This window comes from Candidatus Pacearchaeota archaeon (assembly GCA_035404185.1).
Lineage (GTDB): Bacteria > Patescibacteriota > Minisyncoccia > Minisyncoccales > Minisyncoccaceae > UBA2211.
In genome coordinates this window covers 183606-208130 of record DAONGN010000001.1, presented here as the reverse complement: position 1 = coordinate 208130, position 24525 = coordinate 183606, and the positions used below count along the sequence as shown (strand labels likewise).

Annotated in this window: 28 protein-coding genes; 12 read left to right on the top strand and 16 right to left on the bottom strand. The window is 32.3% G+C overall.

All coding sequences use genetic code 11. The features are described 5' to 3' along the window. Positions 1-7: 7 nt before the first annotated feature. The 5 genes from atpE to ruvA are packed head-to-tail and all read right to left on the bottom strand — an operon-like array spanning position 8 to position 3037. On the bottom strand, positions 8-229 hold the full coding sequence (gene atpE, locus PLD14_01160; protein ID HPR79809.1) for an ATP synthase F0 subunit C: 222 nt from the start codon (positions 227-229) through the stop codon (positions 8-10). Positions 230-242: 13 nt separating this feature from the next. Beyond that, the gene (locus PLD14_01155; GenBank protein HPR79808.1) at positions 243-500 is read right to left on the bottom strand and encodes an AtpZ/AtpI family protein; all 258 of its coding nucleotides are present in this window, start codon (positions 498-500) and stop codon (positions 243-245) included. Further along, complete coding sequence (atpB, locus tag PLD14_01150) at positions 469-1176, bottom strand: F0F1 ATP synthase subunit A (GenBank protein HPR79807.1); 708 nt, start codon at positions 1174-1176, stop codon at positions 469-471. The genes PLD14_01155 and atpB overlap by 32 nt, the downstream gene beginning before the upstream one ends. A gap of 44 nt (positions 1177-1220) precedes the next feature. After that, complete coding sequence (gene murE, locus PLD14_01145) at positions 1221-2480, bottom strand: UDP-N-acetylmuramyl-tripeptide synthetase (protein HPR79806.1); 1260 nt, start codon at positions 2478-2480, stop codon at positions 1221-1223. Further along, positions 2477-3037: a Holliday junction branch migration protein RuvA gene (gene ruvA, locus PLD14_01140; protein HPR79805.1), complete on the bottom strand. Its 561-nt coding sequence runs from the start codon at positions 3035-3037 to the stop codon at positions 2477-2479. Before ruvA ends, murE begins: the two co-directional genes overlap by 4 nt. Positions 3038-3093: 56 nt before the next feature. On the opposite strand from ruvA, the gene rpsT reads away from it, so the two are divergent. Beyond that, a complete protein-coding gene (gene rpsT / locus PLD14_01135; GenBank protein HPR79804.1) occupies positions 3094-3363 on the top strand; it encodes a 30S ribosomal protein S20 in 270 nt (89 codons plus the stop codon). Between the two features lie 26 nt (positions 3364-3389). Here the strand turns inward: rpsT and PLD14_01130 are convergent, their stop codons facing one another. Genes PLD14_01130 through tsaE form a run of 7 tightly spaced genes read right to left on the bottom strand, consistent with a single transcriptional unit; the run spans position 3390 to position 8735 of the window. Next, complete coding sequence (locus PLD14_01130; protein HPR79803.1) at positions 3390-4031, bottom strand: HAD-IB family phosphatase; 642 nt, start codon at positions 4029-4031, stop codon at positions 3390-3392. After that, entirely contained in the window at positions 4028-4930 is a 903-nt protein-coding gene (gene holA / locus PLD14_01125) for a DNA polymerase III subunit delta (protein ID HPR79802.1), read from the bottom strand. Before holA ends, PLD14_01130 begins: the two co-directional genes overlap by 4 nt. Then, the gene (gene mutM / locus PLD14_01120) at positions 4927-5805 is read right to left on the bottom strand and encodes a DNA-formamidopyrimidine glycosylase (protein ID HPR79801.1); all 879 of its coding nucleotides are present in this window, start codon (positions 5803-5805) and stop codon (positions 4927-4929) included. The genes holA and mutM overlap by 4 nt, the downstream gene beginning before the upstream one ends. After that, positions 5805-6173 (bottom strand): response regulator, encoded by a 369-nt coding sequence (locus PLD14_01115; GenBank protein HPR79800.1) that lies wholly within the window; start codon positions 6171-6173, stop codon positions 5805-5807. The genes mutM and PLD14_01115 overlap by 1 nt, the downstream gene beginning before the upstream one ends. Positions 6174-6206: 33 nt before the next feature. Beyond that, positions 6207-7373, bottom strand: a complete 1167-nt coding sequence (locus PLD14_01110; GenBank protein HPR79799.1) for an ATP-binding protein — start codon at positions 7371-7373, stop codon at positions 6207-6209. Positions 7374-7384: 11 nt separating this feature from the next. Then, positions 7385-8308 (bottom strand): 5'-3' exonuclease H3TH domain-containing protein, encoded by a 924-nt coding sequence (locus PLD14_01105; GenBank protein HPR79798.1) that lies wholly within the window; start codon positions 8306-8308, stop codon positions 7385-7387. Further along, positions 8298-8735 carry a tRNA (adenosine(37)-N6)-threonylcarbamoyltransferase complex ATPase subunit type 1 TsaE gene (gene tsaE, locus PLD14_01100; protein ID HPR79797.1) on the bottom strand — a complete coding sequence of 146 codons (438 nt, stop codon included), beginning with the start codon at positions 8733-8735 and terminating at the stop codon, positions 8298-8300. Before tsaE ends, PLD14_01105 begins: the two co-directional genes overlap by 11 nt. Before the next feature lie 84 nt (positions 8736-8819). Between tsaE and PLD14_01095 the strand changes: the two genes are divergently transcribed. The 6 genes from PLD14_01095 (at position 8820) to ruvC (ending at position 14844) form a co-directional block, all read left to right on the top strand. Beyond that, the gene (locus PLD14_01095) at positions 8820-9893 is read left to right on the top strand and encodes a hypothetical protein (protein HPR79796.1); all 1074 of its coding nucleotides are present in this window, start codon (positions 8820-8822) and stop codon (positions 9891-9893) included. Between the two features lie 5 nt (positions 9894-9898). Further along, complete coding sequence (locus PLD14_01090; GenBank protein ID HPR79795.1) at positions 9899-11203, top strand: GspE/PulE family protein; 1305 nt, start codon at positions 9899-9901, stop codon at positions 11201-11203. 174 nt (positions 11204-11377) lie between these two features. Further along, positions 11378-12394 carry a Holliday junction branch migration DNA helicase RuvB gene (gene ruvB / locus PLD14_01085; GenBank protein ID HPR79794.1) on the top strand — a complete coding sequence of 339 codons (1017 nt, stop codon included), beginning with the start codon at positions 11378-11380 and terminating at the stop codon, positions 12392-12394. Between the two features lie 46 nt (positions 12395-12440). Next, positions 12441-13556 carry a fructose-1,6-bisphosphate aldolase/phosphatase gene (gene fbp, locus PLD14_01080; GenBank protein ID HPR79793.1) on the top strand — a complete coding sequence of 372 codons (1116 nt, stop codon included), beginning with the start codon at positions 12441-12443 and terminating at the stop codon, positions 13554-13556. 92 nt (positions 13557-13648) lie between these two features. Continuing rightward, positions 13649-14362: a YebC/PmpR family DNA-binding transcriptional regulator gene (locus PLD14_01075; protein HPR79792.1), complete on the top strand. Its 714-nt coding sequence runs from the start codon at positions 13649-13651 to the stop codon at positions 14360-14362. After that, positions 14359-14844 carry a crossover junction endodeoxyribonuclease RuvC gene (ruvC, locus tag PLD14_01070; GenBank protein ID HPR79791.1) on the top strand — a complete coding sequence of 162 codons (486 nt, stop codon included), beginning with the start codon at positions 14359-14361 and terminating at the stop codon, positions 14842-14844. Before PLD14_01075 ends, ruvC begins: the two co-directional genes overlap by 4 nt. Here ruvC and tyrS read toward each other — a convergent pair. Beyond that, positions 14841-16049 carry a tyrosine--tRNA ligase gene (gene tyrS, locus PLD14_01065; GenBank protein ID HPR79790.1) on the bottom strand — a complete coding sequence of 403 codons (1209 nt, stop codon included), beginning with the start codon at positions 16047-16049 and terminating at the stop codon, positions 14841-14843. The genes ruvC and tyrS overlap by 4 nt on opposite strands. Positions 16050-16107: 58 nt before the next feature. Here tyrS and PLD14_01060 point away from each other — a divergent pair, with 58 nt between their 5' ends. Then, a complete protein-coding gene (locus PLD14_01060) occupies positions 16108-18030 on the top strand; it encodes a transglycosylase domain-containing protein (protein HPR79789.1) in 1923 nt (640 codons plus the stop codon). Positions 18031-18107: 77 nt separating this feature from the next. Here the strand turns inward: PLD14_01060 and dnaN are convergent, their stop codons facing one another. Next, positions 18108-19241, bottom strand: a complete 1134-nt coding sequence (dnaN, locus tag PLD14_01055; protein HPR79788.1) for a DNA polymerase III subunit beta — start codon at positions 19239-19241, stop codon at positions 18108-18110. Between the two features lie 242 nt (positions 19242-19483). Continuing rightward, a complete protein-coding gene (gene dnaA, locus PLD14_01050; GenBank protein ID HPR79787.1) occupies positions 19484-20869 on the bottom strand; it encodes a chromosomal replication initiator protein DnaA in 1386 nt (461 codons plus the stop codon). A gap of 182 nt (positions 20870-21051) precedes the next feature. Between dnaA and rpmH the strand changes: the two genes are divergently transcribed. The 4 genes from rpmH to PLD14_01030 are packed head-to-tail and all read left to right on the top strand — an operon-like array spanning position 21052 to position 22716. Further along, positions 21052-21186: a 50S ribosomal protein L34 gene (gene rpmH, locus PLD14_01045; protein HPR79786.1), complete on the top strand. Its 135-nt coding sequence runs from the start codon at positions 21052-21054 to the stop codon at positions 21184-21186. Between the two features lie 7 nt (positions 21187-21193). Then, positions 21194-21535, top strand: coding sequence for a ribonuclease P protein component (gene rnpA / locus PLD14_01040; GenBank protein HPR79785.1), 342 nt, complete (start codon positions 21194-21196; stop codon positions 21533-21535). A 51-nt stretch (positions 21536-21586) separates the two neighbouring features. Next, positions 21587-22249 carry a YidC/Oxa1 family membrane protein insertase gene (locus PLD14_01035; protein HPR79784.1) on the top strand — a complete coding sequence of 221 codons (663 nt, stop codon included), beginning with the start codon at positions 21587-21589 and terminating at the stop codon, positions 22247-22249. Continuing rightward, on the top strand, positions 22246-22716 hold the full coding sequence (locus PLD14_01030; protein HPR79783.1) for a R3H domain-containing nucleic acid-binding protein: 471 nt from the start codon (positions 22246-22248) through the stop codon (positions 22714-22716). Before PLD14_01035 ends, PLD14_01030 begins: the two co-directional genes overlap by 4 nt. 32 nt (positions 22717-22748) lie before the next feature. On the opposite strand, the gene PLD14_01025 is transcribed toward PLD14_01030, so the two are convergent. Then, positions 22749-24521: a DUF87 domain-containing protein gene (locus tag PLD14_01025; GenBank protein HPR79782.1), complete on the bottom strand. Its 1773-nt coding sequence runs from the start codon at positions 24519-24521 to the stop codon at positions 22749-22751. Positions 24522-24525: the final 4 nt, after the last annotated feature.

Here is a 24525-nt window from a genome sequence, read left to right as displayed (position 1 = left end):
TTTTTAATTAGACGAATAATATAATTAAAGACACTACTAATGCATAAATGGCGATAGCTTCAGCGAAGGCAATAGCCAAAATCATACCTGTTTGAACTTTTGAAGCTGCTTCTGGATTTCTTCCGATAGCTTCAGAACCTTTTGATCCAATCATACCAATACCTAGGCCCGGTCCAATTGCTCCTAAACCGATAGCCAATGCAGCTGCAATTGCTGTTAATGATTCCATATTTTTATTTAAATTATTTTTTATTATTTATATTAACCGACCTTTTTTCCAAAAAAGGAATTATTACTTTATATACATCAACAACTGTTAATCCTATTCCCACCAACACCATCAATAAAAGGAACCAGGGAAAAGTATTCAGTTTCTTATCTATCATTACTCCTATTAATACGCAAATTACTAAAGGAAAAGCAATTAAAAATCCTAATTGACTTCCCATTGAAAGCGCGTATCCAATATTAGTGCCCTTCTTCGGCTGTGGTTGTGACATAGAATACTGTTATTAATGATGAAAATACTAATGCTTGAATAAATCCAACGAAAATCTCCAAACCTAGGAACGGAAGCGGAACTATATAAGGAACCATGAAGGATATAATCATTAGCAATATTTCTCCCGCAAATAAGTTTCCGAATAACCTAATTCCCAATGACATTGTTCTGGTAATTTCTCCCATCGCCTCAAGAGCTCCTACAAAAAACATAATCGGACTTTCAAATTTAATATACTTTTTAAAATATTCAATCCCTCCCAATTTCTTGATTGCCGTATAATGAATAAAAACCATTGAAAAAATCGCTAAAGCCAAGGTAAAGTGAATGTCTGAACTAGGCGATCTTAAGAAATGAAAAATCCCCAATCCGGGGAGTACTTCTAATAAGTTATTTAATAAGATAAAAATAAACAATGTTCCTGCTAAAGGAAAAATTTCTTCCGTCTTTTTACTGTCTCCTGTCATTCCATCAAAAAGAGAGAAGATTGTTTCTAAAATAAATTCAAAAAAGTTCTGCATTTTACCAGGAATAATCTCTCTTTTCCTAAATGCAAAGAGAAAAAAGATGATAATAAAAACTGCTATAGATATGCTTATAACAAAAGTGTTGGTAAAGTTTATTCCCAAAAATCTAAAAACTGGCTCTCCTGTTAAAGCTATATGTATATTCATAAGACATTTCTATTCTACCTAAAAAGAGCTTTGTGTCAAGAAATCTATATTTCTTGCATTATTTTACTAAATTCTTCTCTGACTATCTTTCTATCATCCCAAGCTTCTTTTCTTCCTCCCTCCCAACAAAGCCAAGGCTCACATCCTTTTCCTGTAACAACAATTACGTCCCCTTCTTTAGCTAATGATATTGCTTTGTTTATTGCTTCTCTTCTATTAAAAATCTTAATTAATTTTTCTTTATCCTTAACTCCCACGCTAACTTGATCAATAATATCTTCTGGTTTTTCATCATATGGGTCTTCATTAGTAATAATGACAACGTCTCCATATTGATTAGCTAATCCACCCAAAACAGGCCTTTTCCATTTATCCCTTCCTCCACCACAAGAACCTAAAACGCAGATAAGCTTCCCGTTCTTTGGCTTTACAAATTGATAAACTTTTTCTAAAGCCTCGGGAACAAAAGCATAATCAACAAAAACTTCAAAAGGAGTTGCTATTACTTTTTCCATTCTTCCTGCGATCTGACTGACTACTTCAATTCCTCTCTTGCAATTTTCAACAATAATTCCTTCTGAAGAAGCAATTGCAATTGCCGCTAGGGCATTATAAATATTAAAATCGCACAAAATCTTTAAATTAAAATTAATTCCATCTACACTAAAAGTTGAACCATTGGAATTAGCAATAATATTTTCTCCTCTAATATTTGCTAATTCATTTTTAATTCCGTAAGTTATGATTTTATCAGCTTTAAATTCTAAAAAATAAGGAGCATGCTTATCGTCAATATTAACAATATGAGTCCCCTTAACATCATTGAAGAACTTTCCTTTGGCTTTTTTGTAATTATCAAATCCACCATGAGATTCAATGTGCTCAGGATTTAAATTAGTAATTACGGCTGTTTTGAAATCTATAAACCTGTGACGATTCTGTACTATTCCCTCTGATGTTGTTTCAATAAAAGCATAATCACATTTAGCCTTAACCGCATCGCTCAAAAACTTATTAATCACAAATCTTCCTGGCATCGTCATCTTTAATTTGTTTTCTTCCTCTTTCTTTCCTATCTTAAACATAATGGAAGTTAAAGCTGCTACTTTAAAACCATTAGTTTCTAAAATTTTAGAAGCAATATTTAATGTAGTTGATTTGCCATTAGTTCCCGTAATTCCTATCACTTTTATTTTTCGTGAAGGAAAACCGTAAATTAAAGCTGACAAAAAAGCTAATCCCAAATGATATAGATTGATTAAATTTTTAGGAAGTAATTTTCTAATTGTTGTCTTAATGCTCATTTTCCTAACAACCTTAAAGCTTCTCTTAGTCTTTCTTTCGCTCCTTTAACATCTTCAGGAATCTGACTAATGGCATCAGCTACATCTTGTTTGTTAAAACCTAAAGCTGTCAAAGCATCAAATACTTCATCTTTAGTAATTTTCTTAGGACTAACCTTTTTTACTTCTTTTATCTTTCCTGTTATTTCCAAAAGTATCTTCTGTAGTCTTTTCACTCCAACTCCCTTAACATCCTCAGGCAATTCTCCTTTCTCTAATGAATCTTTTAATTTCTCAAGAGAACCAGCCACCGCTAAACCCATAGCTGTTTTAGGTCCAACTCCAGAAACACCTTTTAATATCTTAAATAATTCGAGTTTTTCAGGTGTTAAAAATCCGTACAGCTCAATTATCTTTTCTCCTAAAAAAAGAAAGGTAAAAACACTCCTTTCTTCACCAATATTAAGCTCTCTTAGGTCTGAAGGGGCTAAAAATACCTCAAAACCTATCCCTGACTTATCAAGAATAATCTTTTTGTCGTCTTTATGTATAATTTTTCCGAAAATGTGACTTATCATTGAATTCAGTATATCAAACTTGCAATATTTAAACAATTAGTGTATATATATCGTATATGCCAGTTACAAAAACAACCAAAAGACGTCCTGCTCAGATCGAAAGACGCAGAGTCGTTAATTCAAAGAGAATTTTAGAAATGAGAAAGCTTATCAAAGAAGCTAATGCTTTATTAGTTGCAAATGACGCAGCTGGAGCAGAAAAACTACTTCCAAAAATTTATAAAGCTCTTGACAAGGCAGCTAAAAGAGGGGTGATAAAGAAAAACACTGCTTCGAGAAAAAAATCAAGAATGATGAAAAAGATAAGCAAATCTATCAAAAAATAAAAGAACCGGGGAAGCCCGGTTTTCTCTTATAAAATATCTTTAATCTCTATTAACGACTTAATTTTTTTCCATGAACAATTAAGTAGCTTTTCATTCTGATTCCCCATTGCAATCCCATGCTTGGTCATTTCAAAAACCCCGATATCGTTGTCCCCATCTCCGACAAAAATAACATCTTCAATTGCAATATGTTCTTTTTCTGCTAATTCTTTTAATTTTTCTTTTTTATACTCTCTTCCTTTCACACATTCACTGGTAATTTTATTTAATTCTCCTGAAGAATCAAACATCAAATGGCTACCAGCATAGAAACCATCTATTTTTAATTCTTCAACTATACATTCAAGATAAATATCAATTGAACAAGAAATGAGATATATTTGATAATCCTTTTCTTTTAAGTATTTAACAATATCTCTGGCTCCTTCCTTAAAAGTGTTAGATTGTCCCCAACAGCTATGAATAAAATCTTTATTTGATTTTCCTATTCTTTTTAATAAAACAACTAATTCTCCCCAAGCATCATCAATTAATTTTTTGCCAGAATAATATCCTTTAAATATTTCTTCGATTTCTTTTTCAATTAACTTGTCTCCTTGAGTAAAAAGCTCCCATGAATTTTCTTCCACCAATGTTCCATTAACATCAAAACAAATAACTTTTTTCATATTTCTGAAATTAAAACATCTAATGCGATGCTTTGATCAATTTTACCAACCTTTATTTCTGAATCTAATTGGGTTATTCTTGCGTACATGTTTTTCAATTCTTCTAAACTAAAATTCTTAGCTTGAAAAGTCGTCTTTCTAAAAACAAAAGGGTGCATTCCTAGCTGTCCTGTTCCACCTCCTTTAACTGAAATAATATTTCTTATTTGTGAAGCGATCATCGCTAAGATATATATAGCTGATTCACCCTTTTCAATATGGCTCTTAATTAAATTAATTGCTTTTCTTTTGTTCTTTGCCGCAATAGCATCAACCGTATCAAATATATTAGTTTCGTGACTCGGATGAACTAATAAGTCTATATTTTTTTCTAAAATGCTTTTCGAATAACTAATTAATTTTGTAATTTCATTTTCCATCCTCCATAAGTCAGAACCAACATATTCAATTAATTTTTCTAAAGCAGAATCATCTATAATCCCTCCTTTTGCTTCAATTTCTTTTTGAATCCAATTTTTTAATTTTACCCCAGTTAATAATTCGAACTCTTGAGTTTTACCATTTTTGTCTAAAAAAGCCAAAAGCTTGTCTTTCGCTAATATTTTTGATTGTTCGACTAAAAGTAAAACATTATCCGAAGAAACAAAAGCTTCTCCTTTTTCTAATAGGTCTTCTTTTAATTTAGGATTAGAAAATGGATCCAAAACTACTACCAACTTTTTTTCTTTAAACATGGAAATGCCCAACACCTCATTTCTTAAATCATCAAAAGAGATGCTCTTTCCCTCAAGATATCTTAAATTAAGCCCACTTTTGTGTTTCTGTTTGTGTTCTTCCATTATCTCTCCTAGTTTCTTTTTCTGCCTATATGTATCTTCTCCGTATAATAATATTATCATCTTTTTATTTGACATTTAGGACAAAAGAACGTTCCTCTTCCCCCCTGTGTTATTCTTTTTATCATTCCCTTACATCTTGGACAAGACTGACCATCTTTTTGATAAACCTTATTCATATTTTGAGCTTCTCCTTTTTCTCCATATAATGTTCTAAAGTCAGAAAAACTATCTCCCCTTAATTCAATTGCCCGCTCTAAAATATCTCTCATTGCTGTATATATATTTTTCAAATCTTCATCTTTCAAATTCTTAATTTCTTCTTCGGGATGAATCTTGGCCCTAAAAAGAATTTCTGAAGCATAGATATTACCAATACCAGAAATAAAGTTCTGGTCCATTAAAATCTGCTTAATCTTTCCTTTCTTTTTCTCGAACAATTTTTTAAATTCTAACAAGGTAAAATCTTTTTCTAGTGGTTCTGGCCCTAATTTGATAAATTCTTTCGATGTTTCTAATTCTTCTTTTTTCCATAGCTCAATTTTAGCAAACTTTCTAGCGTCAGATAGAGCCAATTGCTTGTGATTGTCTAATAAAAAAATAACATGAATATATTTATTAATAGGATCACTTAAGAGCGGACCTTCTCTTTCTGAAACCCAAACCCCTTTTTCTATTTTCCATTTTCCAAAAAGTAAATGTCCTGCAATTTTTTGATGAACTAAAAGAACGTAATCATCAGATAAATCTATTAAAATATTCTTGGCCCTTCTTCTAATATTGATTATTTCTTTTCCTATTATTTTTTTCTTAAAACTTTCAAGAGTATCTTTCTTGATCATTCCCTTTGCATCGGTCCAAATATCAATAAAGGTCCTATGGAGGACCTCTTTTCTTAAATCTCTGACTATTGTTTCTACTTCTGGAAGTTCAGGCATTATCCTAAAATACTTTTTAATTTATTAACTATTTCTTGGGGAGTAAAGTGAGCTTTGACTAAAAAGTCTTTTGCTCCCAAGGCTAATCCTTTTTCGATATCTTCTCCTTGTCCTAAATTAGAAAGAATAACAACTGGAATATTAGCGATTTCTGGATCTTTTTTAGCTTTCTCTAAAACTTCAAATCCATTAATTCCTGGTAAAATTAAATCCAATAAAACCACATCTGGTTTTGTTTCCTTAATCATGATAAGTCCTGACTCTCCATCTGCGGCAGAAACAACCTCATAACCCAAAATAACGAGTTTTTTATTCATTAATTCTCTCAAAAACTTATCATCTTCGATTAATAATATCTTCTTAAACATATATACACATTTTAAACTTATTATGTTTATTGGTCAAGACTTTGTTATGACTGGAATGGTAAAAGTGAAAGTAGTTCCCTCTCCTTCTTTTGAATCAAACCAAATTTTACCCTTATGAGCATCTATAATATTCTTTGTTGTGTATAGCCCTAAACCGGAACCCTCAGTTTCCATTCGAATAACATTATCTCCTCTAAAAAATTTAGTGAATATTCTTTCTTTTTGAGCTTCTGGAATGCCAACGCCTGTATCTTTAATCTTAAAAATAACTTCGTCATTCTTTTTTTCCAAAGAAATATTAATTTCACCTCCTTCGGGAGTATACTTAACAGCGTTTTCTAAAAGGTTTTGGACAACTAATTCCATTTTTTCTCTATCAACATAAACTTGAGGCAATATTTCTTTAGGTCTGTCGAAAATTATCTTCATTTTTTTCATCTTTAATAGCTCTTGAGAGCTATCAATAACGGTTGAAATAATTTCTTCAAGACTAGCCATCTCTTGCTTATATAAAAATCTTCCTTCTTCAATTCTTGATACATTTAAAAGATCGTTAATCAGACTAATCATTCTCTCGTTACTAACATAAGTCTTTTCCAATAAATCTTTTTGTTCCTGAGTAATATCCCCTGTCTCTCCGTCTAATACCATGCGGAGAGTCCACTTAATCGCTGATAAAGGAGTTCTTAATTGATGGGCGGCAATTGAAACAAATTCTGTCTTCATTTTTTCAATTAATTTATCTCTCGTCACGTCATGAAGAATAATCAAAATTCCTCCTTCTTCTTGTTTTTCTTCTAAAAAGATCGTATAAACTTCAATATTCATCCTTTGGCCAATTGAAATCTCTTTTTTTGTAACCTTATTAATCTTTCCTTTTTTAGAATCTATTAATAATTCCTTAAATTCTTTAAGCTCTTCACTGTCGAATAAATCAACAATATTTTTCCCTATAATTTCTTCTTTGTTTTTTTTAAAAAAATCGACTACTAAGGGACTGATAATTTCTACTTCATTCTTATTATTTAAAAGAAAAATACCGTCAGTAAGATTTTCAATAATTGCCATGGTTTTATTCTTCTCTCTAACCGCCTCCCTTCTAGCCTCTTCAGTGTCTTCTAAAATATTCAAAAGAGCCGCTCTCACTCTTCTGAGTTCGTCTTCTTTAGTCTCTGTAAAATTTAATATTTTTTCCGACATTAAGCTTTATTTTACCATAACTTCAAATTTTGACCAACAGTTTTTTCTTCTTCCGTGGATATATTTTTAATTAAACTATTAAATCCGAAATCTTTGAGCATAGAAACAATTTCTTCTTCATTATATCCTCCCCATTCACAATTTTTCATATTAACTTCAATTGGCACATCTTTTTTTATCTCTGACAATTCCCTGCTCAAAAAAGCCTTTTCTTTACCTGAGATAAGCTTTTCTTTAACACTCTTAGGTAGGTTCTTTTTTTCTATATTAACATATAAATTTTCGATACTTCCAAATTCTTTAATAAGTTTCAAAGCCGTCTTTTCTCCTATTCCCTTGACCCCAGGAATATTATCAGAAACATCACCCCTCAAACCTTTATAATCAATCAATTGTTCCGGAGTTAATCCTTCAAATTTCTCACTTATCATCTTCTTATCGTATATCAATCCGTTTTTAACCCCTTTATTTAAAAAATAAACAAAAGTATTTTCATTGATTAATTGAAGATTGTCTAAGTCTCCAGAAACAACAATATTTTTAACACCATCCTCTTTTCCTTTAGTTAAAGAATTAGTTAATGTTCCGATCAAATCATCTCCTTCATACCCAGCCATCTCAAAAATAGGGACATTAAAAGCTTTTAAAACTTTTTTAACCATTGGAATCTGATTGTACAATTCATCTGGAGCTTTTTTTCGATGAGCCTTGTATTCTTCAAAGGCTTTCTTCCTGAAGGTCGGTTCGGGTAGATCAAAACAAGCCACAAAATATTTAGGTTTCAATTCTTTGAGCAATTTAAATAAAACCAAAAGAAACCCGTATACAGCATTCACCACTTCCCCATTTTTGTTTTTCAGAGGAGGCAAAGCATGAAATGCTCGATGAATTACTGAGTTACTATCGATAATGACAAAGTTTTCTTTATTTTCCATAATCAATTATTATTTCTCTTTTGTCTCCATCAAGAATCTTAAATTTAATTGAAATTAAATCTTCAGGAAGTAATTTTTTTATTTTCTCTGGCCACTCAATACAAACAATATTTTTAGGATTGTTAATTATTTCTTCGAAACCAAGACTTTCCATTTCTTTAGGTTTCTCTATGCGATAACAATCAAGATGATAGAAATTATTAAATTTACCCTTAAGATCAAACCTATTCATAATAACAAAAGTTGGACTGATTATCTTTTCTTTAATTCCCAGTCCCTTAGCAAAGCCTTGTAAAAATGTTGTTTTACCAGCTCCTAAATCTCCTTTCAGTCCAAAAACTACAGCCCTTGACCCTCTCTTTATTTCCTCTGCTAAGCCTTTTCCCACCTCTTGGGTTTCTAGATAATTTTCTGTTAAATATTCCATATATTCATTGATTATACTATTAAAAATAGAAAAAGAAAACTAATTGACTTTTACCCCTAAATACAGTAAGGTTAAGGCAAGAACATGGAAGAAATATTGAAGATAAAAAACAGCATAGAAAGTGGTAAAAATATAGGAATTTTAACCAAAATCAATGCAAATGACGATGCTATAGGAGCTACTTTGGCTCTTTTTTTTGCCTTAAGAAAAACAAATAAGAAAATATTCTTCCCTTTAGACGAAGTTCCAGATAAAATATATGAAATCTTGAAAGAAAAAGAACAAAAAAAATTCCATATTTCCTTTAAAGAAGATATCTCAGAGGTATATTATGAAAAAAATAATAAAGGAATTGACTTATATCTTACTCCCAAGACTGGAGACATAAACAATGAAAGTTATTCTTGCAAAATAATCTCTGGAACCGATTCATTATTATCTAGTGCCAATTATGACATTCTAATAACTGTTGGCATTCAAGAGTTTCAAGAAGTTGAACAATTATGCTCTAATAATCTTGACCAACTGTATGGTTGTACAATTATTAATATTGATAACGATTTAAGCAATCAAAACTATGGAGAAATAAATTTAGTTGAAGACGGACAATCATTGTCCCAAGCTATCTCTTGCCTAATTAAAGACCTGGGGAAAGAATATGTGAATAACGAATCAGCAAGTTTCCTTCTTTATGGGTTGACCATCAGCCCTAAAAACGTTTACAATAAGAAAAACATACCAACTATTAAGTGGTTGTTTAAAAAAGGAGGAAATTTAAACCTTATTTCTAAAAACGATCCGAAAGTAAAAATACTTGAATTGGCTTTGAGTAATCTAACTATTTCTGAAAATGAAAATATTTATATATCAACATTGTCAGAAAAGAACATGCTTGATAATGATGCTACTTCAAAAGATTTTTCCTTCGTAATTGAAAAAATCAAAAATTTCTTTAAAATACCTTCCTTCCTTCTTTTGTGGGAAAGCCGGACTTCCCCACTATCTGTTAAAGGAATATTTTATTCAGACGATAAATCAGAAGTAATGAAGATAGTAAACAATTTCAAAGGAGTCTCTAAAAACAATGGAGCAATGTTTCTAACTGAAGAATCATCAATAAGTTTAGCAAAAGATAAGGTACTTTCTTTCTTAAAATAAAAACCATGGAAACAATAACGGAAAAAATAGAAATAGAGAATGAATTGGAAGCTGAGTTTGAAAAGGACATTTTAGGTGTCCCAACTTTAAAAAGCAAAATTGAAGCAGCTGCCTTAAAAGACGTTTCTTTCCTTCTTAAAATTTTAATGTCTGGAGCGATTATCCTTGATAGCTCAGACATGCATATTGAAGCAATTGAAAATGGATCAATTTTAAGAATAAGAATTGACGGAATATTACAAGAAGTTACCTCTTTTGATGTCCAGAGACACCAAAGAATTGTTTCTAGAATTAAACTTCTTTCGGGACTAAAATTAAACGTTGAAGACAAACCACAAGACGGAAGATTCTCTATTATTGTAAATAAAGGAGAAATTGCTGAAGAAATAGAAGTTAGAGTTTCTACCTTACCCACTGAATACGGAGAAACTATCGTTATGAGGGTTTTGAATCCTAAAAATTTAATAAGCTTGGAAGACTTGGGATTAAGAAAAGATATCTACCAAATATTTACCGAGCAAGCACAAAAACCAAATGGAATGATTATCGTCACCGGTCCTACTGGTTCTGGTAAAACAACGACTCTCTACGCTTTCTTGAAAAAATTGAGTAACCCAGAAATTAAAGTTGTAACCATTGAGGATCCAATCGAGTATCATTTAGACGGAATTTCTCAAACCCAAGTTAACCCAAAAAAGGGATATGATTTTGCCGCTGGACTAAAATCAATCGTTAGGCAAGATCCTGACGCTATACTAGTTGGAGAAATCAGAGATTTAGAAACTGCTTCAATAGCATTACAGGCTGCTTTAACTGGTCACCTAGTTTTGTCTACCCTTCACACCAATGACGCCGCTGGGACTATTGCTAGACTACAAGCTTTAGGAGAAAAAGCAGTTAATATTGCTCCTGCAATCAACGTTGCTATTGCTCAAAGGCTAGTAAGAAAAGTTTGCCCCAAATGTGGAGGACTAGAAACAATCTCGCCTGAGTTATTTGAAGAAATAAAAAAAGACCTTGAGAATATGCCTCAAGGATCTGATATGCCAGAATTAAAACCCGACATGAAAATAGCAAAAATAAAAGGTTGTGAATATTGTAATTTTACTGGATACAAAGGAAGAGTTGGAATTTTTGAAGCTCTATCAATTGATGATGAAATTCAAGACTTCATTTTAACTTCCCCATCAACTTCAGCCCTAGAAAAAATAGCCATTAAAAAAGGGATGACTACGATGAAGCAAGATGGACTAATAAAAATTCTAAAAGGAGTAACAACTATAGAAGAAGTTAAAAGGGTTGTTGGATAATAAAAAAACGATTCCTGAACTGGGGGTCCTTGTTAGCATTGGGCTAAGCTAAAGAAATTTCTTGAGGAGAAACCCAGTCGAAACCAAGTTATCCATTAACTAAAGAAATTCCCTTTCCCCCCAGTTCAATAATCGTTCATTTTTGGGAGCCTTAATAACATAACACTTATTAAAATGTCTGTCAAGAGCTTTTCCCCACAACTTAATCCTGACGAAGAAATCATTGAAAACACCCTAAGACCTAAAAAATGGGCTGATTATATTGGACAAGAAAGAATTAAAAAGAATGTTAAGGTCATGATTGATGCGGCAAAAAAAAGAAATGAATCTCCAGACCATATTTTGTTTTACGGACCCGCTGGATTAGGCAAAACCACTCTTGCTCATCTGGTCGCAAAAGAATCTAACGCCAATATTCGTGTTACCTCGGGTCCAGTTATTGAAAAAGCTGGCGATCTTGTTGCCCTCTTAACTAGTTTAAATGAAGGTGATTTTCTTTTCATCGACGAAATTCATCGCCTAAATCATTTTGTCGAAGAATATCTTTATTCGGCTATGGAAGATTTTAAGCTTAACTTAATTTTAGGGAAAGGACCAATGGCAAAAAATATTGATATCGACCTTCCTCGCTTTACCCTAATCGGAGCAACGACTAGACTCGATTTAATCTCTTCTCCATTAAGAAGCAGGTTCGGAGCGACATTTCAATTAAACTTTTACGAATTAAATGAAATTGAAGAAATTATTAAAAGGTCTTCCAATATATTAAATGTAGAAATAGAAATAGACGCAATTAAAGAAATATCTAAAAGATCTCGATGTACTCCGAGAATCGCTAATAAATTTTTAAAGAGAGTGAGAGACTTTGCAGAAATAGAAGGGCAAGGAAAAATAACTAAAGACATCTCCGATAAAGCTTTAGACTTTTTAGAAATTGACAAAATGGGTCTTGAACCAGGAGATAGAAAAATACTTGAAGCTATTATTAAAAAATTCAACGGCGGACCAGCTGGATTACAAGCTCTTTCTGCTGCAACATCAGAAGAAAAAAATTCCATTTTAGATATTTACGAACCATACTTAATTCAATCGGGTTTAATAAAAAGAACTTCTCAAGGAAGACTAGCTACAAAACTAGCATATGAGCATTTAAATCTTCCTATTCCTAAAGCTCAAGAAAAATTGATTTAATAAAGAATAGGAATATAATTAAAGTATAAATATAATGAATAATTATATGGAAAAAGGAGACAAAATCACGGTTACTGCCATTAAAGCCGACATCGGCAGCATTGGCGGACATATCAAACCTAGCGAAAGAGTTCTTAACGCTGTAAAGCAATATATTGAACAGAATCACAAAGGAATGCTTATTGATTTCAGAATAACTTATACTGGAGACGATATTGCTATTCTTTGTACTCATAATAGAGGGGAAAATAATGATGAAATTCATCATTTAGCTTGGGATGCATTTAAGGCTGGAACTGAAGTCGCTAAAGACCAAGGATTATACGGTGCTGGCCAAGATTTATTAAAAGATGCTTTCTCGGGAAACGTAAAAGGACTCGGACCAGCTGTTTGTGAAATGGAATTTGAGGAAAGACCCAATGAACCAATTCTTTTCTTCGCCGCTGATAAAACTGACCCAGGAGCCTATAATCTTCCTCTTTATTTAGCCTTCACTGACCCAATGTATTGTTCAGGATTAATTCTTTCTCCTAATATGGCTAAAGGATTCCGTTTTGATATTATGGATGTTTCATATACTGAAGCCGATAGGATAATATCTCTAAACGCTCCTGAAGAAGTTTACGACATCGCTGCTTTACTAAGAGATCCAGAAAGATTTGTTATTGAAAAAATAGTTTCTAGAGAAAACGGCGAAAAAGCAGTTGCAGTTTCTACAACTAGACTAAGAAATATTGCTGGAAAATATACTGGCAAAGATGATCCGATTCATTTAGTTAGAACTCAAGGAGTTTTTCCTGCAACAGGAGAAATCCTTTCTCCTTATCCCATCGGACCATACGTTGCTGGCTTTATGCGTGGTAGTCACACTGGACCATTAATGCCAGTTAAACAAAACTGTCCAACTTCTTTCTTCGATGGTCCTCCCTTAGTTTCTTGTGCTGCCTACTGTGTTCACCATGGAAAATTTACTGAAGCAGTTGATGCTTTCGATCACCCATTCTGGGACCATGTCAGAGATAATATTTCTAAAAAAGCTTTAGAAATAAGAAAACAAGGATTCTTTGGGAATGCTATGCTCCCCTATAGCGAACTAGAATATGGCGGAATAGTAAGCAAAATGGAAAAGCTAGAAAAGAGATTTGAAATCAGAAATAAATAGAAAAATTCCCCCGCAAAAGCGGGATTTTTCTTTGGTTGAATTTTTTAACCTTTTAGGTTAAGATGCAGTTATATAGTTAAAGAAACAAAAATATGAGCGGTCATTCCCATTTTCATAATATTAAAATCAAAAAAGGCGCTGAAGATGCCAAGAGAAGCAAAATATTTTCTAAACTTTCTAAAGAAATCTCTGTTGCAGCTAAAGATGGTGGTTCGGACACAACTTTTAATGCAAAGTTAAGGTCGGTTGTAGAAAAAGCTAAAGCAATGAATATGCCGGCTGACAGTATCGATAAAGCAGTTAAAAAAGGCTCAGGAGAATTAGAAGGTTTTACATATGAGGAATTCTTATTAGAAGCCTACGGACCAGGAGGTTCAGCTGTAATAATTGAAGGAATTACTGATAATAAAAACAGGTCGTTTGGAGAATTGAAACTTATTATCAATCAAAAAGGAGGAAAGACAGTAAACGAGGGAGGAATTAAATGGATGTTTGAAAAGAAAGGAGTTATTTCTATTGACTCAACCAATAAAAATAAAGAAGATTTAGAGTTAACGGCTATTGAAGCTGGAGCTGAAGATATTGAATGGCAAGAAAATACTCTCTACCTCTACGTCAAATCTGAAGAATTAGAAAAAACAAAAAAATCCCTAGAAGAAAAAGGACTAAAATTAGAATCAGCTGCTTTAGAATGGGTTCCTAATGAAAATATGACTGTTGATGATGCTACTAGAGAAAAATTCGAAAAATTCTTTGAATCTCTAGACGAACATGACGACGTACAAAACATATATACTAATATATGATAATTTTAGGTATTGATCCGGGCACTGCTACTACCGGCTTCGGTGTGATCGATTACAAAAAGAAAAACAAGAAACAAATTGTTTGTCTTGATTATGGAATAATCCAAACTTCCCCTAAACAAAACATGGGAGAAAGATTAATTCAACTCAATTTTGATTTAAACGAAATCATTAAGAAGTATAAGCCAGAAATGGCAGCCGTAGAAAGTCTTTTCTTTTTTAAAAACCTTAAAACTGCGATGCCAGTAAGCCAAGCCAGGGGAGTTATTATTTATACGCTTTCAAAAAAGAATATCCCCTTTATTGAAGTTACTCCTATGCAAGCAAAAACTTCTGTTACTGGATATGGTAAAGCAACAAAAAATCAAGTTCAAAAAATGGTTCAAAATTTATTGTGTCTAGAAAAACTACCTAAACCAGACGATGCCGCTGACGCATTAGCTTTAGCCATCTATTGCGCTGATAAGTGTAAATTTGATTAACTAATCTTTCTAAAATTTCTTTTCCCTACCTGAATAATTATTCCTTTTTCTATCTGCATTTCCAATTGCCAATCTTTAATTTCTTCGATGTTTTCTCCTTTTATTGCTCTTACTCCTCCTTGCTCTATTAATCTTTTCGCCTCCCCTTTTGAAGAAGCTAGGCTTAACTTGACTAATAAATCTTGAACATTTATCTTTTTTTCGTTTATTTTAATTTCCTCTATTTCTGAAGGAAGTTTTTTATCTTCAAAAACCTGTTCAAATTCTTTTTCTGCTTCTTTAGCTTTTTCCCCGTCGTAAAAGAAAGTAATAATTTCTTTGGCCAGTATTTTTTTAATAGCTTTGGGGTTCATCTCCTTCCTTTCTAGGCTATTTTTAAATTCATTGATTTGTAACATCGGCACTCTCGTGCAAGATTCAAAGTATCCAATAATTAAATCATCATTTAATGTCATTAATTTCCCAAACATGTCTTTAGGATTATCTAAGATATTAATAACATTGCCCCATGAAGTAGACATCTTCCTTCCGTCTAATCCATAAATCATTCTTAAGGTCATCACGTCTTGTGGTTCTTGATTGAATATCTTTTGTAGTTCTCTCCCTGCTTTTAAATTAAATAATTGATCAAATCCTCCAATTTCTAAATCAGATTTAATTACCACCGAATCGTATCCTTGTAATAATGGATATAATAATTCATGGACTCCAATTGGCTTTTCGTTATCCCATCTTTCCTTGAAGTTTCTTCTTTGAATCATTTGTTGCGCTGTAAAATTCATCGCCAACCTAATTAATTCTTCGGCTTTCATTTTACCAAACCAGTCTTTATTGTGTTTAACTTCAACTTTCTTTAAATCTAAGATCTTTCCTATTTGAGAAAGATAATCTTTCAAATTTTCTTTAATCTCTTTTTCTGTTAAAGGTTTTCTAATTGAATCTTTATCGGAAGCATCTCCAATTAAAGCCGTGAAGTCTCCAATGATTAAAGTAATCTTATGTCCCAAATCTTGGAAGTCTTTTAGCTTCATTAATATAGTTGCCCTCCCTAAATGAATCTTGGGTCCGGTTGGATCAATACCAAACTTAATATTAAGCTGCTTGCCTGACATTAATTTTTTCTTAAGATGCTCTTTATCAATAATGTCTTCGGTTCCCCTGCTTAATATTTCGTTTATTTTTTCTTCATCTACTATTATTTTCATATATTTAAACTATAGCATAAATATGTTCAAAAATAAAAAGAAATGATAGTATTAAAACATGATTAAATTTAAAATTAAAAACAATAAAAGACTCTTTGTCTTTACACTTATAGCCTTTTTGGCTGCTTGTATTTTTATGTTTTTTGCCTTTTTAAGAGATCTTCCTCGTCCCGAAGTCTTCACGGAAGCAGAAATAAACCAGTCAACTAAAATATATGACCGCACTGGCAAAATATTGTTATCGAATGTTTACGGAGAAGAAAAAAGAACCTACGTTCCTCTCTCTCAAATTCCCGACAATTTACAAAAAGCCGTGATCGCCACTGAAGACCATCGTTTTTACAGTCATTTTGGCATTGATTTAACTGGCCTATTGGGAGCGTTAATATCAAATGTAGAAAAAGGAGAATTGCGCGGAGCTTCCACAATCACTCAACAATTAATTCGTTCTACTTTTTTAACTCCAGAAAAATCATTGGGCAGAAAAATTAAAGAAGCTGTTCTCTCTATAGAACTAGACAGAAAGTACCCTAAGAATCAAATTTTAGAATGGTATCTTAATCAGGTTCCTTTCGGAGTAAATATTTATGGCGCTGAAGAAGCTTCCTTAACTTATTTTCAAAAACCAATCCAAGATATAAGCCTTCCTGAAGCAGCCATGCTTGCAGCTATAATTCAATTGCCTAGCTATTATTCCCCTTACGGACCTAATTTTGACAAATTGATGGTAAGGAAAAATCTTGTACTACAAAGAATGAGAGAAGAGGGATATATAACTGCAGAGCAAGAAAAGGCAGCAGCAGCTGAAGAAATAAAAATTTCAAAACTGCCAAATACCACCCTAGCCTATCATTTTGTTACTTATGTTAAACAACAAATCGAAGACACTTACGGTGCTGACTTCTTACAAACTAAAGGTTTAAAAATTTATACTACTTTAGATTGGGATCTGCAAAAATCAGCCGAAGAAATTGTTAAAACAAATGTAGCTAAAAATATGGTAAACTTTGGAGCTTACAATGCGGCTGCGATTGTCATGGCTCCCAAGACTGGCGAAGTTTTAGCCATGGTTGGTTCAGCTGATCCTTATGGTGAACCACTGCCTAAGGGTTGTGATCCAGCAACAACCTGTAAATTTGTACCAAGCTATAATGTAGCCGTACAATCAATAAGACAGCCAGGATCTTCTTTTAAACCAATAATATATGCTACCGCTTTTCGTAATGGAGCGACCGATAGTACGATAGTAGTTGATGAGCCAGTTAATTATAATGGATATGCCCCTAATAACTATGATGGCCGTTTCCGCGGAGCTCTAACTATAAGAAGTGCATTGGCTCAATCATTAAATATCCCTGCTGTTAAGGTTTTAAACGAATACGCGGGACTACAAAATGCTATTAATATGGCTAAGGCAATGGGGATAACTACATTAGGAAATGACAATTCAAAATATGGTTTGTCTTTTGCCCTAGGAGCAGCCGATGTAAAACTTCTTGATATGGCTACCGCTTTTAGCGTCTTTTCTAGTAATGGTTACAAAATAGACCCATCGGTTATTTTAAAGATAGAAGACAGTCAAGGAAATGTTATTTATGAAAACCACAAAACTCCAAGAAAAGTTTTAGAAAGTAGCGTTTGTGAAACAATTACTAGTATTTTATCAGACAATGATGCTAGAGCTCCAATGTTCGGCGCTCACTCACTTTTAAGATTTGATAATTATAAAGTAGCTGTAAAGACAGGAACATCTCAAGAAAGTAAAGATGGTTGGACTGTCGGATATACTAGTGACGCCGTAGTCGTTGTGTGGGCTGGTAATAATAATCATACTAAAATGTCTGCAATCGGTGAACAGGCAGCTGGTCCAATATGGAGAGCCTTAGTATTAAAATCTATTGAATTAAATACAAAAGCAAAAGACCAAGAAACATCTCAACCAGTAGAACCAGGGTCAGAGGTGCCGTTAGTAATGGATTAGACTTAATCAGCTTGAAAACAATATCTTTCTTAAAACAAAAGGTGGGCATAATTTAGCCCACCTTTTAGCATGAAATCTTACATCTTTATCGGCATAATTACATAAATATAACTAGCGTCTCCGATGGGTCTAATTACTGCCGGTCCATCTCCTCCTTGAAGCTCAAATAGTACTTCTGAGCTTTTCATATTTGAAAGACCGTCTAGGACGAACTTCCAGTTAAAAGAAGCTTTTACGCTTTCTCCTTCTATTTTTGAAGACACAGATAATTCACTTTCCCCTATTTCTGAATCCTGGCTTTTTATTTCTATTTCTTTCCCTCCTGCTTCTGCTTTTATAACCACCTCGTTAGTCCTTCCTCCAAACAATCCTGCTGTTTTAATTTGCTTAATTAATTCTTCTTTATTCAATGTTAATTTCGTTTTACTTTCCTTAGGAATAATTTCTTGGTATGAAGGATATTCTCCGTCTATCTGTCTTGAAATTAAATTAATTTCTGGATGATCTGAATTAGACAAAAACGTTTCGAATAATACTTGTGAATCAGAAAGATATATTCTAACGATTTTTTCTTCATCTGGCAAAACGTTAATTAATTCTCTAATTGTTTTCTGAGGAAGGATAAAGCTTACTTCTTTGTTAAATAAATTTTTAAATCCAGATTTCAAATGAATTGTTTTTTCTCCTAATCTAAAACTATCTGTAGCGACCAGCTTAACTGAATCTTTGGTAAAGGTAAAATATATCCCTGAAATTTCTGGTCTAATTTGTGATGGACTAGCAATATCAACAACGCTCATTAATCCATCTTTTAATTTCTTTCCGTCTACCTCAATATATATTTCTCTTAAAAAAGATGGAATAATCGGAAAATCATCAGCAGAGAATCCTTTAATCTGAGTTTTTAAGTTTTTTGATTCTACTGTCAAAGAATTTCCTTTTTCTTTGATATTAACTTTATCGTCTGGCAATGATCCTATTAATTGATTTAAAAATCTTGCAGGAACGGCAATTTTGCCCTCTTTTTCTGTTTTACAAAGCCCCCACCACTGAATACCAACCTCAAGATCTGTCGAGGATAGTTTTAAAAAATTAGGTAACGCCTCTATCAACACATTATCTAGAATAGGTAGGGTTAAATTTTTCCCTGTAATTTTTTCTGCCATGCCTATTCCTTTTTTAAATTCTTTAACTAAAATTGTGAAATTCATATGTTTGTTTTTTTATCTTATAAATATAAGTTTTATTTTTTATTATTACTATTAGTGTTCTTAATTTCGTGGATAAACTTAATTAAAGTTAATTTTTCTTTTATTTAAAATGATTTTATTAAAATAATATTGTGGATAAGTTGGGTTGTTTTTATGGTTATCTTTGTGTTGTAAATTGTATAACTTTTTTAAATCAATTTTTATCTATACTTTTTCCCTTCATACCTCTCAAGTTTTCCACACTATTTACTATATATTCTTTGTAAGATTAATTCTACTTCTTGGTGTATTTTTTCATTTTCTTCGTATTCTTTTTCAATCAATTGACACGCATGAATTACGGTTGTATGGTCTTTTCCTCCGAACTTTCTACCTATTTCTGAATAAGACATTTTTAACTCTTTTTTTAATAAATACATGGCAATTTGTCTTGGTCTAGCGAACTCTTTTTTTCTTGAAGAGAAGAACATGTTGCCAGAAGGAATATCATAGAATTCAGTAATTGATTCAACTATCTTCTTATAATTTGTTATTTTGCTTGGAGAAACAATAATGTTTTTAAGTAATTTTTTTGCGTCTTCTAATTCTATCGTCTTGTTGTTCGTTTTTTTATAAATAATTATTCTATTAATAGCGCTTTCAAGCTCTCTTACGTTTTTTTGAATATTATTAGCGATATATTCCAAAACATCAGTTGGAATGTTTGTATTTTTTTCTTCAATTTTTTGTTTTAAAATAGCCATTCTAGTTTCGTAATCGGGAGTATTAATATCAGCAATCATTCCCCCATTGAATCTAGATTTTAGTCTTTCGGTTAGGGCGGGAATATTATTAGGATGCCTATCAGAAGAAAGAATTATCTGTTTGTTTTTTTGATATAAAGAATTAAAAGTGTGAAAGAACTCCTCTTGGGTTTTATCTTTCCCGGCAATAAACTGGATATCATCAACTATTAATACATCAATGTCACGTAAATTCTTCTTCAGTTCTTCTACGCTCTGGTTTCTAATTGCGTTAACTATTGTAGAAATTAATTTTTCAGCCGGAATGTATTTGACTTTTTTGTTGGAATCGCCGTCTTTTATTTTATTTCCTATCGCTTGAATTAAATGAGTTTTTCCTAGTCCCACATCTCCGTATACAAATAATGGATTGTAGTTTTTCCCTGGTTCCTCAACGACAGCCATAGAAGCAGCGTAAGCAATTTCATTGAATGGTCCGATGATAAAGTTGTCAAAGGTATATTTTGGATTAAGATTGGTTTCCTTACTTACCTCTAATTCAGAAAATCCTAATTGTTCAATAGTTTCTTCTTTTTTAACTCCCCTTCTTTGAGAACTAGACATTTTAACATTAATTGGAGTAACAACGTATTTTATTTCTCTAATACTATCATCTAGTGATTTTAATATTTTTAAAATATCTTTGTGGTATTTTTGCTCTAGCCATTCTTTAGAAAATGAATTTGGGACAGAAATAGTCGCCTCATTGTTTTCAACAGAAGAGACCTTGGTATTGGCAAACCAGGTAGCAAAGTTGGCCGGAGAAATATTCAATTGGATCTGAGACAACACTGATTGCCAAATTTCTTCATTAGTCATGGTTTTCTGTTTATTAATATTAAGCATATTATACCTTAAATAATGTCAAACAGGCAAAAAGCCTTGTAAAATAAAGGGGTAAGAAAAGCGATGTGGAAAGACTGGGGACAAAAGGTTAATAAATTTGAGCGTTTTTGAGAGTATTTTTTGATTGACCGAACCTTCATTTTTTGATATGATTTAAAACATAATTAAGATAAAATAATGATATGAGTTTAACTTATCAACCAGCAAAAAAGAAAAGAAAGAGATCTCACGGATTTCTAGAAAGATCAAGTACTAGTAGTGGAAGGAAAGTTTTAGCAAAGAGAAGAAGTAAGGGCAGAGCCAAATTATCTGTCTGATAAAATTATGTTGCCTAAAGAAAACAGGCTTAAAAAAGAAAAAGAATTCGAAGCGGTTTTTAAAGGCGGAAGAACCCTAAAAGGCAAATATGTTTTTTTAAGGTATCTTATAAATGGAACCGATAAAACAAGAATTGGTTTCGTGGTTAGTAAAAAAATTTCTAAGTTAGCTGTTGTTAGAAATAAGGTAAAGAGAAGAATGAGAGATATTGTCAGATTAAAAAGAAATAAACTAAAAGAAGGGTTAAGTATCGTAGTTGTTTCGCTTCCCTCAATTACCAAGATGACGTATAAGGAAATAAAAGAAGACCTGGAAAATCTTTTAAGTAAGGGAGAAATAATTAAATAAACTATTGTGAATATTTTTTCATTAATCTTTAATACTATTCTATACCAACCGATGTTGAATTTTTTGATATTGATATATATTTATACCAATAATTTTGGTATCGCCGTAATCGGACTTACTCTTTTAGTTAAATTAGTAACTAATCCTTTAAATAAAAAAGCATTAGAATCTCAAAAAGCTATGGCCGAGATTCAGCCGAGGCTTAAAGAAATTCAGAATAAGCATAAAGATAGCCAAGAGAAGCAAGCTCAAGAAATGATGGCTTTGTATAAAGAAAAGAAGTTTAATCCTTTTTCAGGGATATTCCTTCTTTTTATTCAGATCCCTATTATTTGGGCATTATTCTATGTTTTTAAGGGAGGGATAAGCATTGACCCAGCGCAGATATATTCTTTTATTTCTCTGCCTCAAACAATTAATCCGTACTTTTTAGGGATTGATTTGTCTAAGCCTAATATCTACTTAGCTGTTCTTACCGCAATAGCGCAATTTTTCCAAGCAAAAACATCAACTCCAACAGCACCAAAAGTAGCGGCAGAGGACAAAACTTCACAAATGACCAATATGATGCAAAAACAAATGGTTATTTTTATTCCTATAATTACCTTATTTGTTTTATATAACCTTCCTTCTGCTTTAGGTCTTTATTGGCTGATAACGACAGTGTTTACTATTTTCCAACAAAGGAGTATTTTCAATAAAAAAGAAATATGATTGATCAAGAAGAGGTAGAAAATATTAAAGAGATTATTAAAGAATTCTTTTTAAGGGCTGGCTTTATTGTAGAAGTAGAGGGCAATTGTATAAATCGAGAAGGTGAAGATGTTTTAGAAATAGATATTAAAACGGGTGAAGCGCAAAATTTAATAGGAAAACAAGGATTGGTTTTAGCTGATATCCAATTACTTTTGAGGAAAGTTATTAAAAAGAAAACAGACAAAGAATTCTATTTAAGTCTTGATATTGATGGATATAAAAAAAACAAAGAAAGTTATTTAAGAAATATAGCTCAAAGTGTCGCTGATGAAGTTTCAAGAACAAAAAGAGAAAAGGAGTTACCATATACATCTTCTTTTGACAGAAGAGTAGTCCATATGGAATTAGCTGATAGAAAAGATATCACAACCGAAAGTATTGGAGAAGGAGAAGAGAGGAGAATAATTATCAAGCCAGTATTATAAAAAAAGACCAGACGATGAAGTCTGGTTTTGTTTTACAATAATTCTTTAGCTTTTTTTATTTTCATCACTTCTTCTGGGCTAGTAGTGATTATTTGGTCTTCGGTATATGAGGCTACAACTCTGATGGCGACGTGTTTTTGTCCAGCGAAGAATATCCCCTCTCCTACTGGAGTTTCTAGTAATAGGAATTTTTCTTGGTCAGTTAAACTAAATGTTTGTTGAATTAAATCAATTGTTGCTGGGCTTTGTTTTAATAATAATTGGATCGAAGAGTTAGTAATAATTGGTTTACCATAATCAGATTGTAAGAAATCAGAAACGTCTTGAGTAATTGTTGTTACTCCTAACCAATATTTTCTTGCTCTTTTACAAATTCCAAACAAGAAAGAAGCTCCATCTTCGGTTTTCATCATCCACCAAGCCTCATCAATAACAAGTATCCTTTTCTTTAAAGATAATCTAGCTGTATTCCAGATATAACGCATAACAATAAACATTGCCATGGGCCTTAATTCGTCTTCCATATCTCTAATACCAAAAACAACTAATGATTTAGTTACGGAAATATTTGATTTTTGGTTAAAGAAAGAAGCATAAGTTCCTTTAGTGAATTTTCTTAATCTTTCAACTAAAGATTCAGCTCCATCCATAGTTTCTAAAACCGATTCTAAATCAGACATAATTGGGACTTTATCAGCCCAAGTTTTAGGATCTGAATTTGGAGTAATATCTTTAGCAGCGTAAGTTTCGGATAATCCTCTATCCATAATAGCATCTTCTTCTGGGGTTAATCCTCCAAGCATAATTCTCATTAAACCAACAAGGTTAATGATACTCGATCTTAAAACATCTTCAGATGTTTCATCCTCTCTTGGTTCTGGCAAGTCAAAAGGATTAATATGACTATCAGAACTTAGTGATATTTTGAAGAAAGAACCATCTACTGCTTCAGCTAATGGTTTATATTCATTTTCAGGATCAAGGATGATACATTCTGCTCCCATCATTAAAGATCTTAAAATTTCAAGCTTAACTGCATATGATTTACCAGAACCAGATTTAGCAAAGATTACCATGTTGGCATTTTCCATGCTAAATCTGTCAAACAATACTAAAGAATTATTATGTTTATTGATGCCATACAATATTCCTTCATTAGAACTTAAATCAAAGGATATAAATGGGAAAATACTAGATAGCGGAGTTGTATTTAATGTATTATGTATCTGTAATAGATCGGTCCCATAGGGGAAAGAAGAAATCAATCCTTCTTTTTGCTGATATAGAGCTGGCTTGATATAGATTAGCCTTGCTTCAAGAACCGATCTTAATGTCGTTTCTATTGTTTCTAATTCTTTAATATTGTCAGCATAGACAGTAATGTATAGTCCAAACTTAAACATTTTTTCTTGAGCGGTTTGTAGTCTACTTCTTAGGTCTTCTAGATCTTGGTAAGCAGTTTCCAATGCTGGATCTCTAATTAATCCCTTGGTTTCTCTTTCAATAATCTCTGCTTGAACTTCAGTAACACTTTTTCTCAACTGTTTTAAAATGGTTCCTGTCTCAATTGGGTGAAAAAAGAAAGAAATATCTAAAGGAATGTCCATGTTAATAATTGGAGAAAGCCATCCCGTAGTTAAATATCGGGGATAAGAGAAAACAAAGTAAGTTTTAGCTAGCTTTTCTTCTATCTGGACATAATTTTGGTTTACCTCAATAGAAGCAGGAGCGATTATATCCATTGCCGTAGTTGTTTCTTTTTCCAGGAATTTTTCCTGTTTTGATTTGTTTCCGAATAATCCCATATTT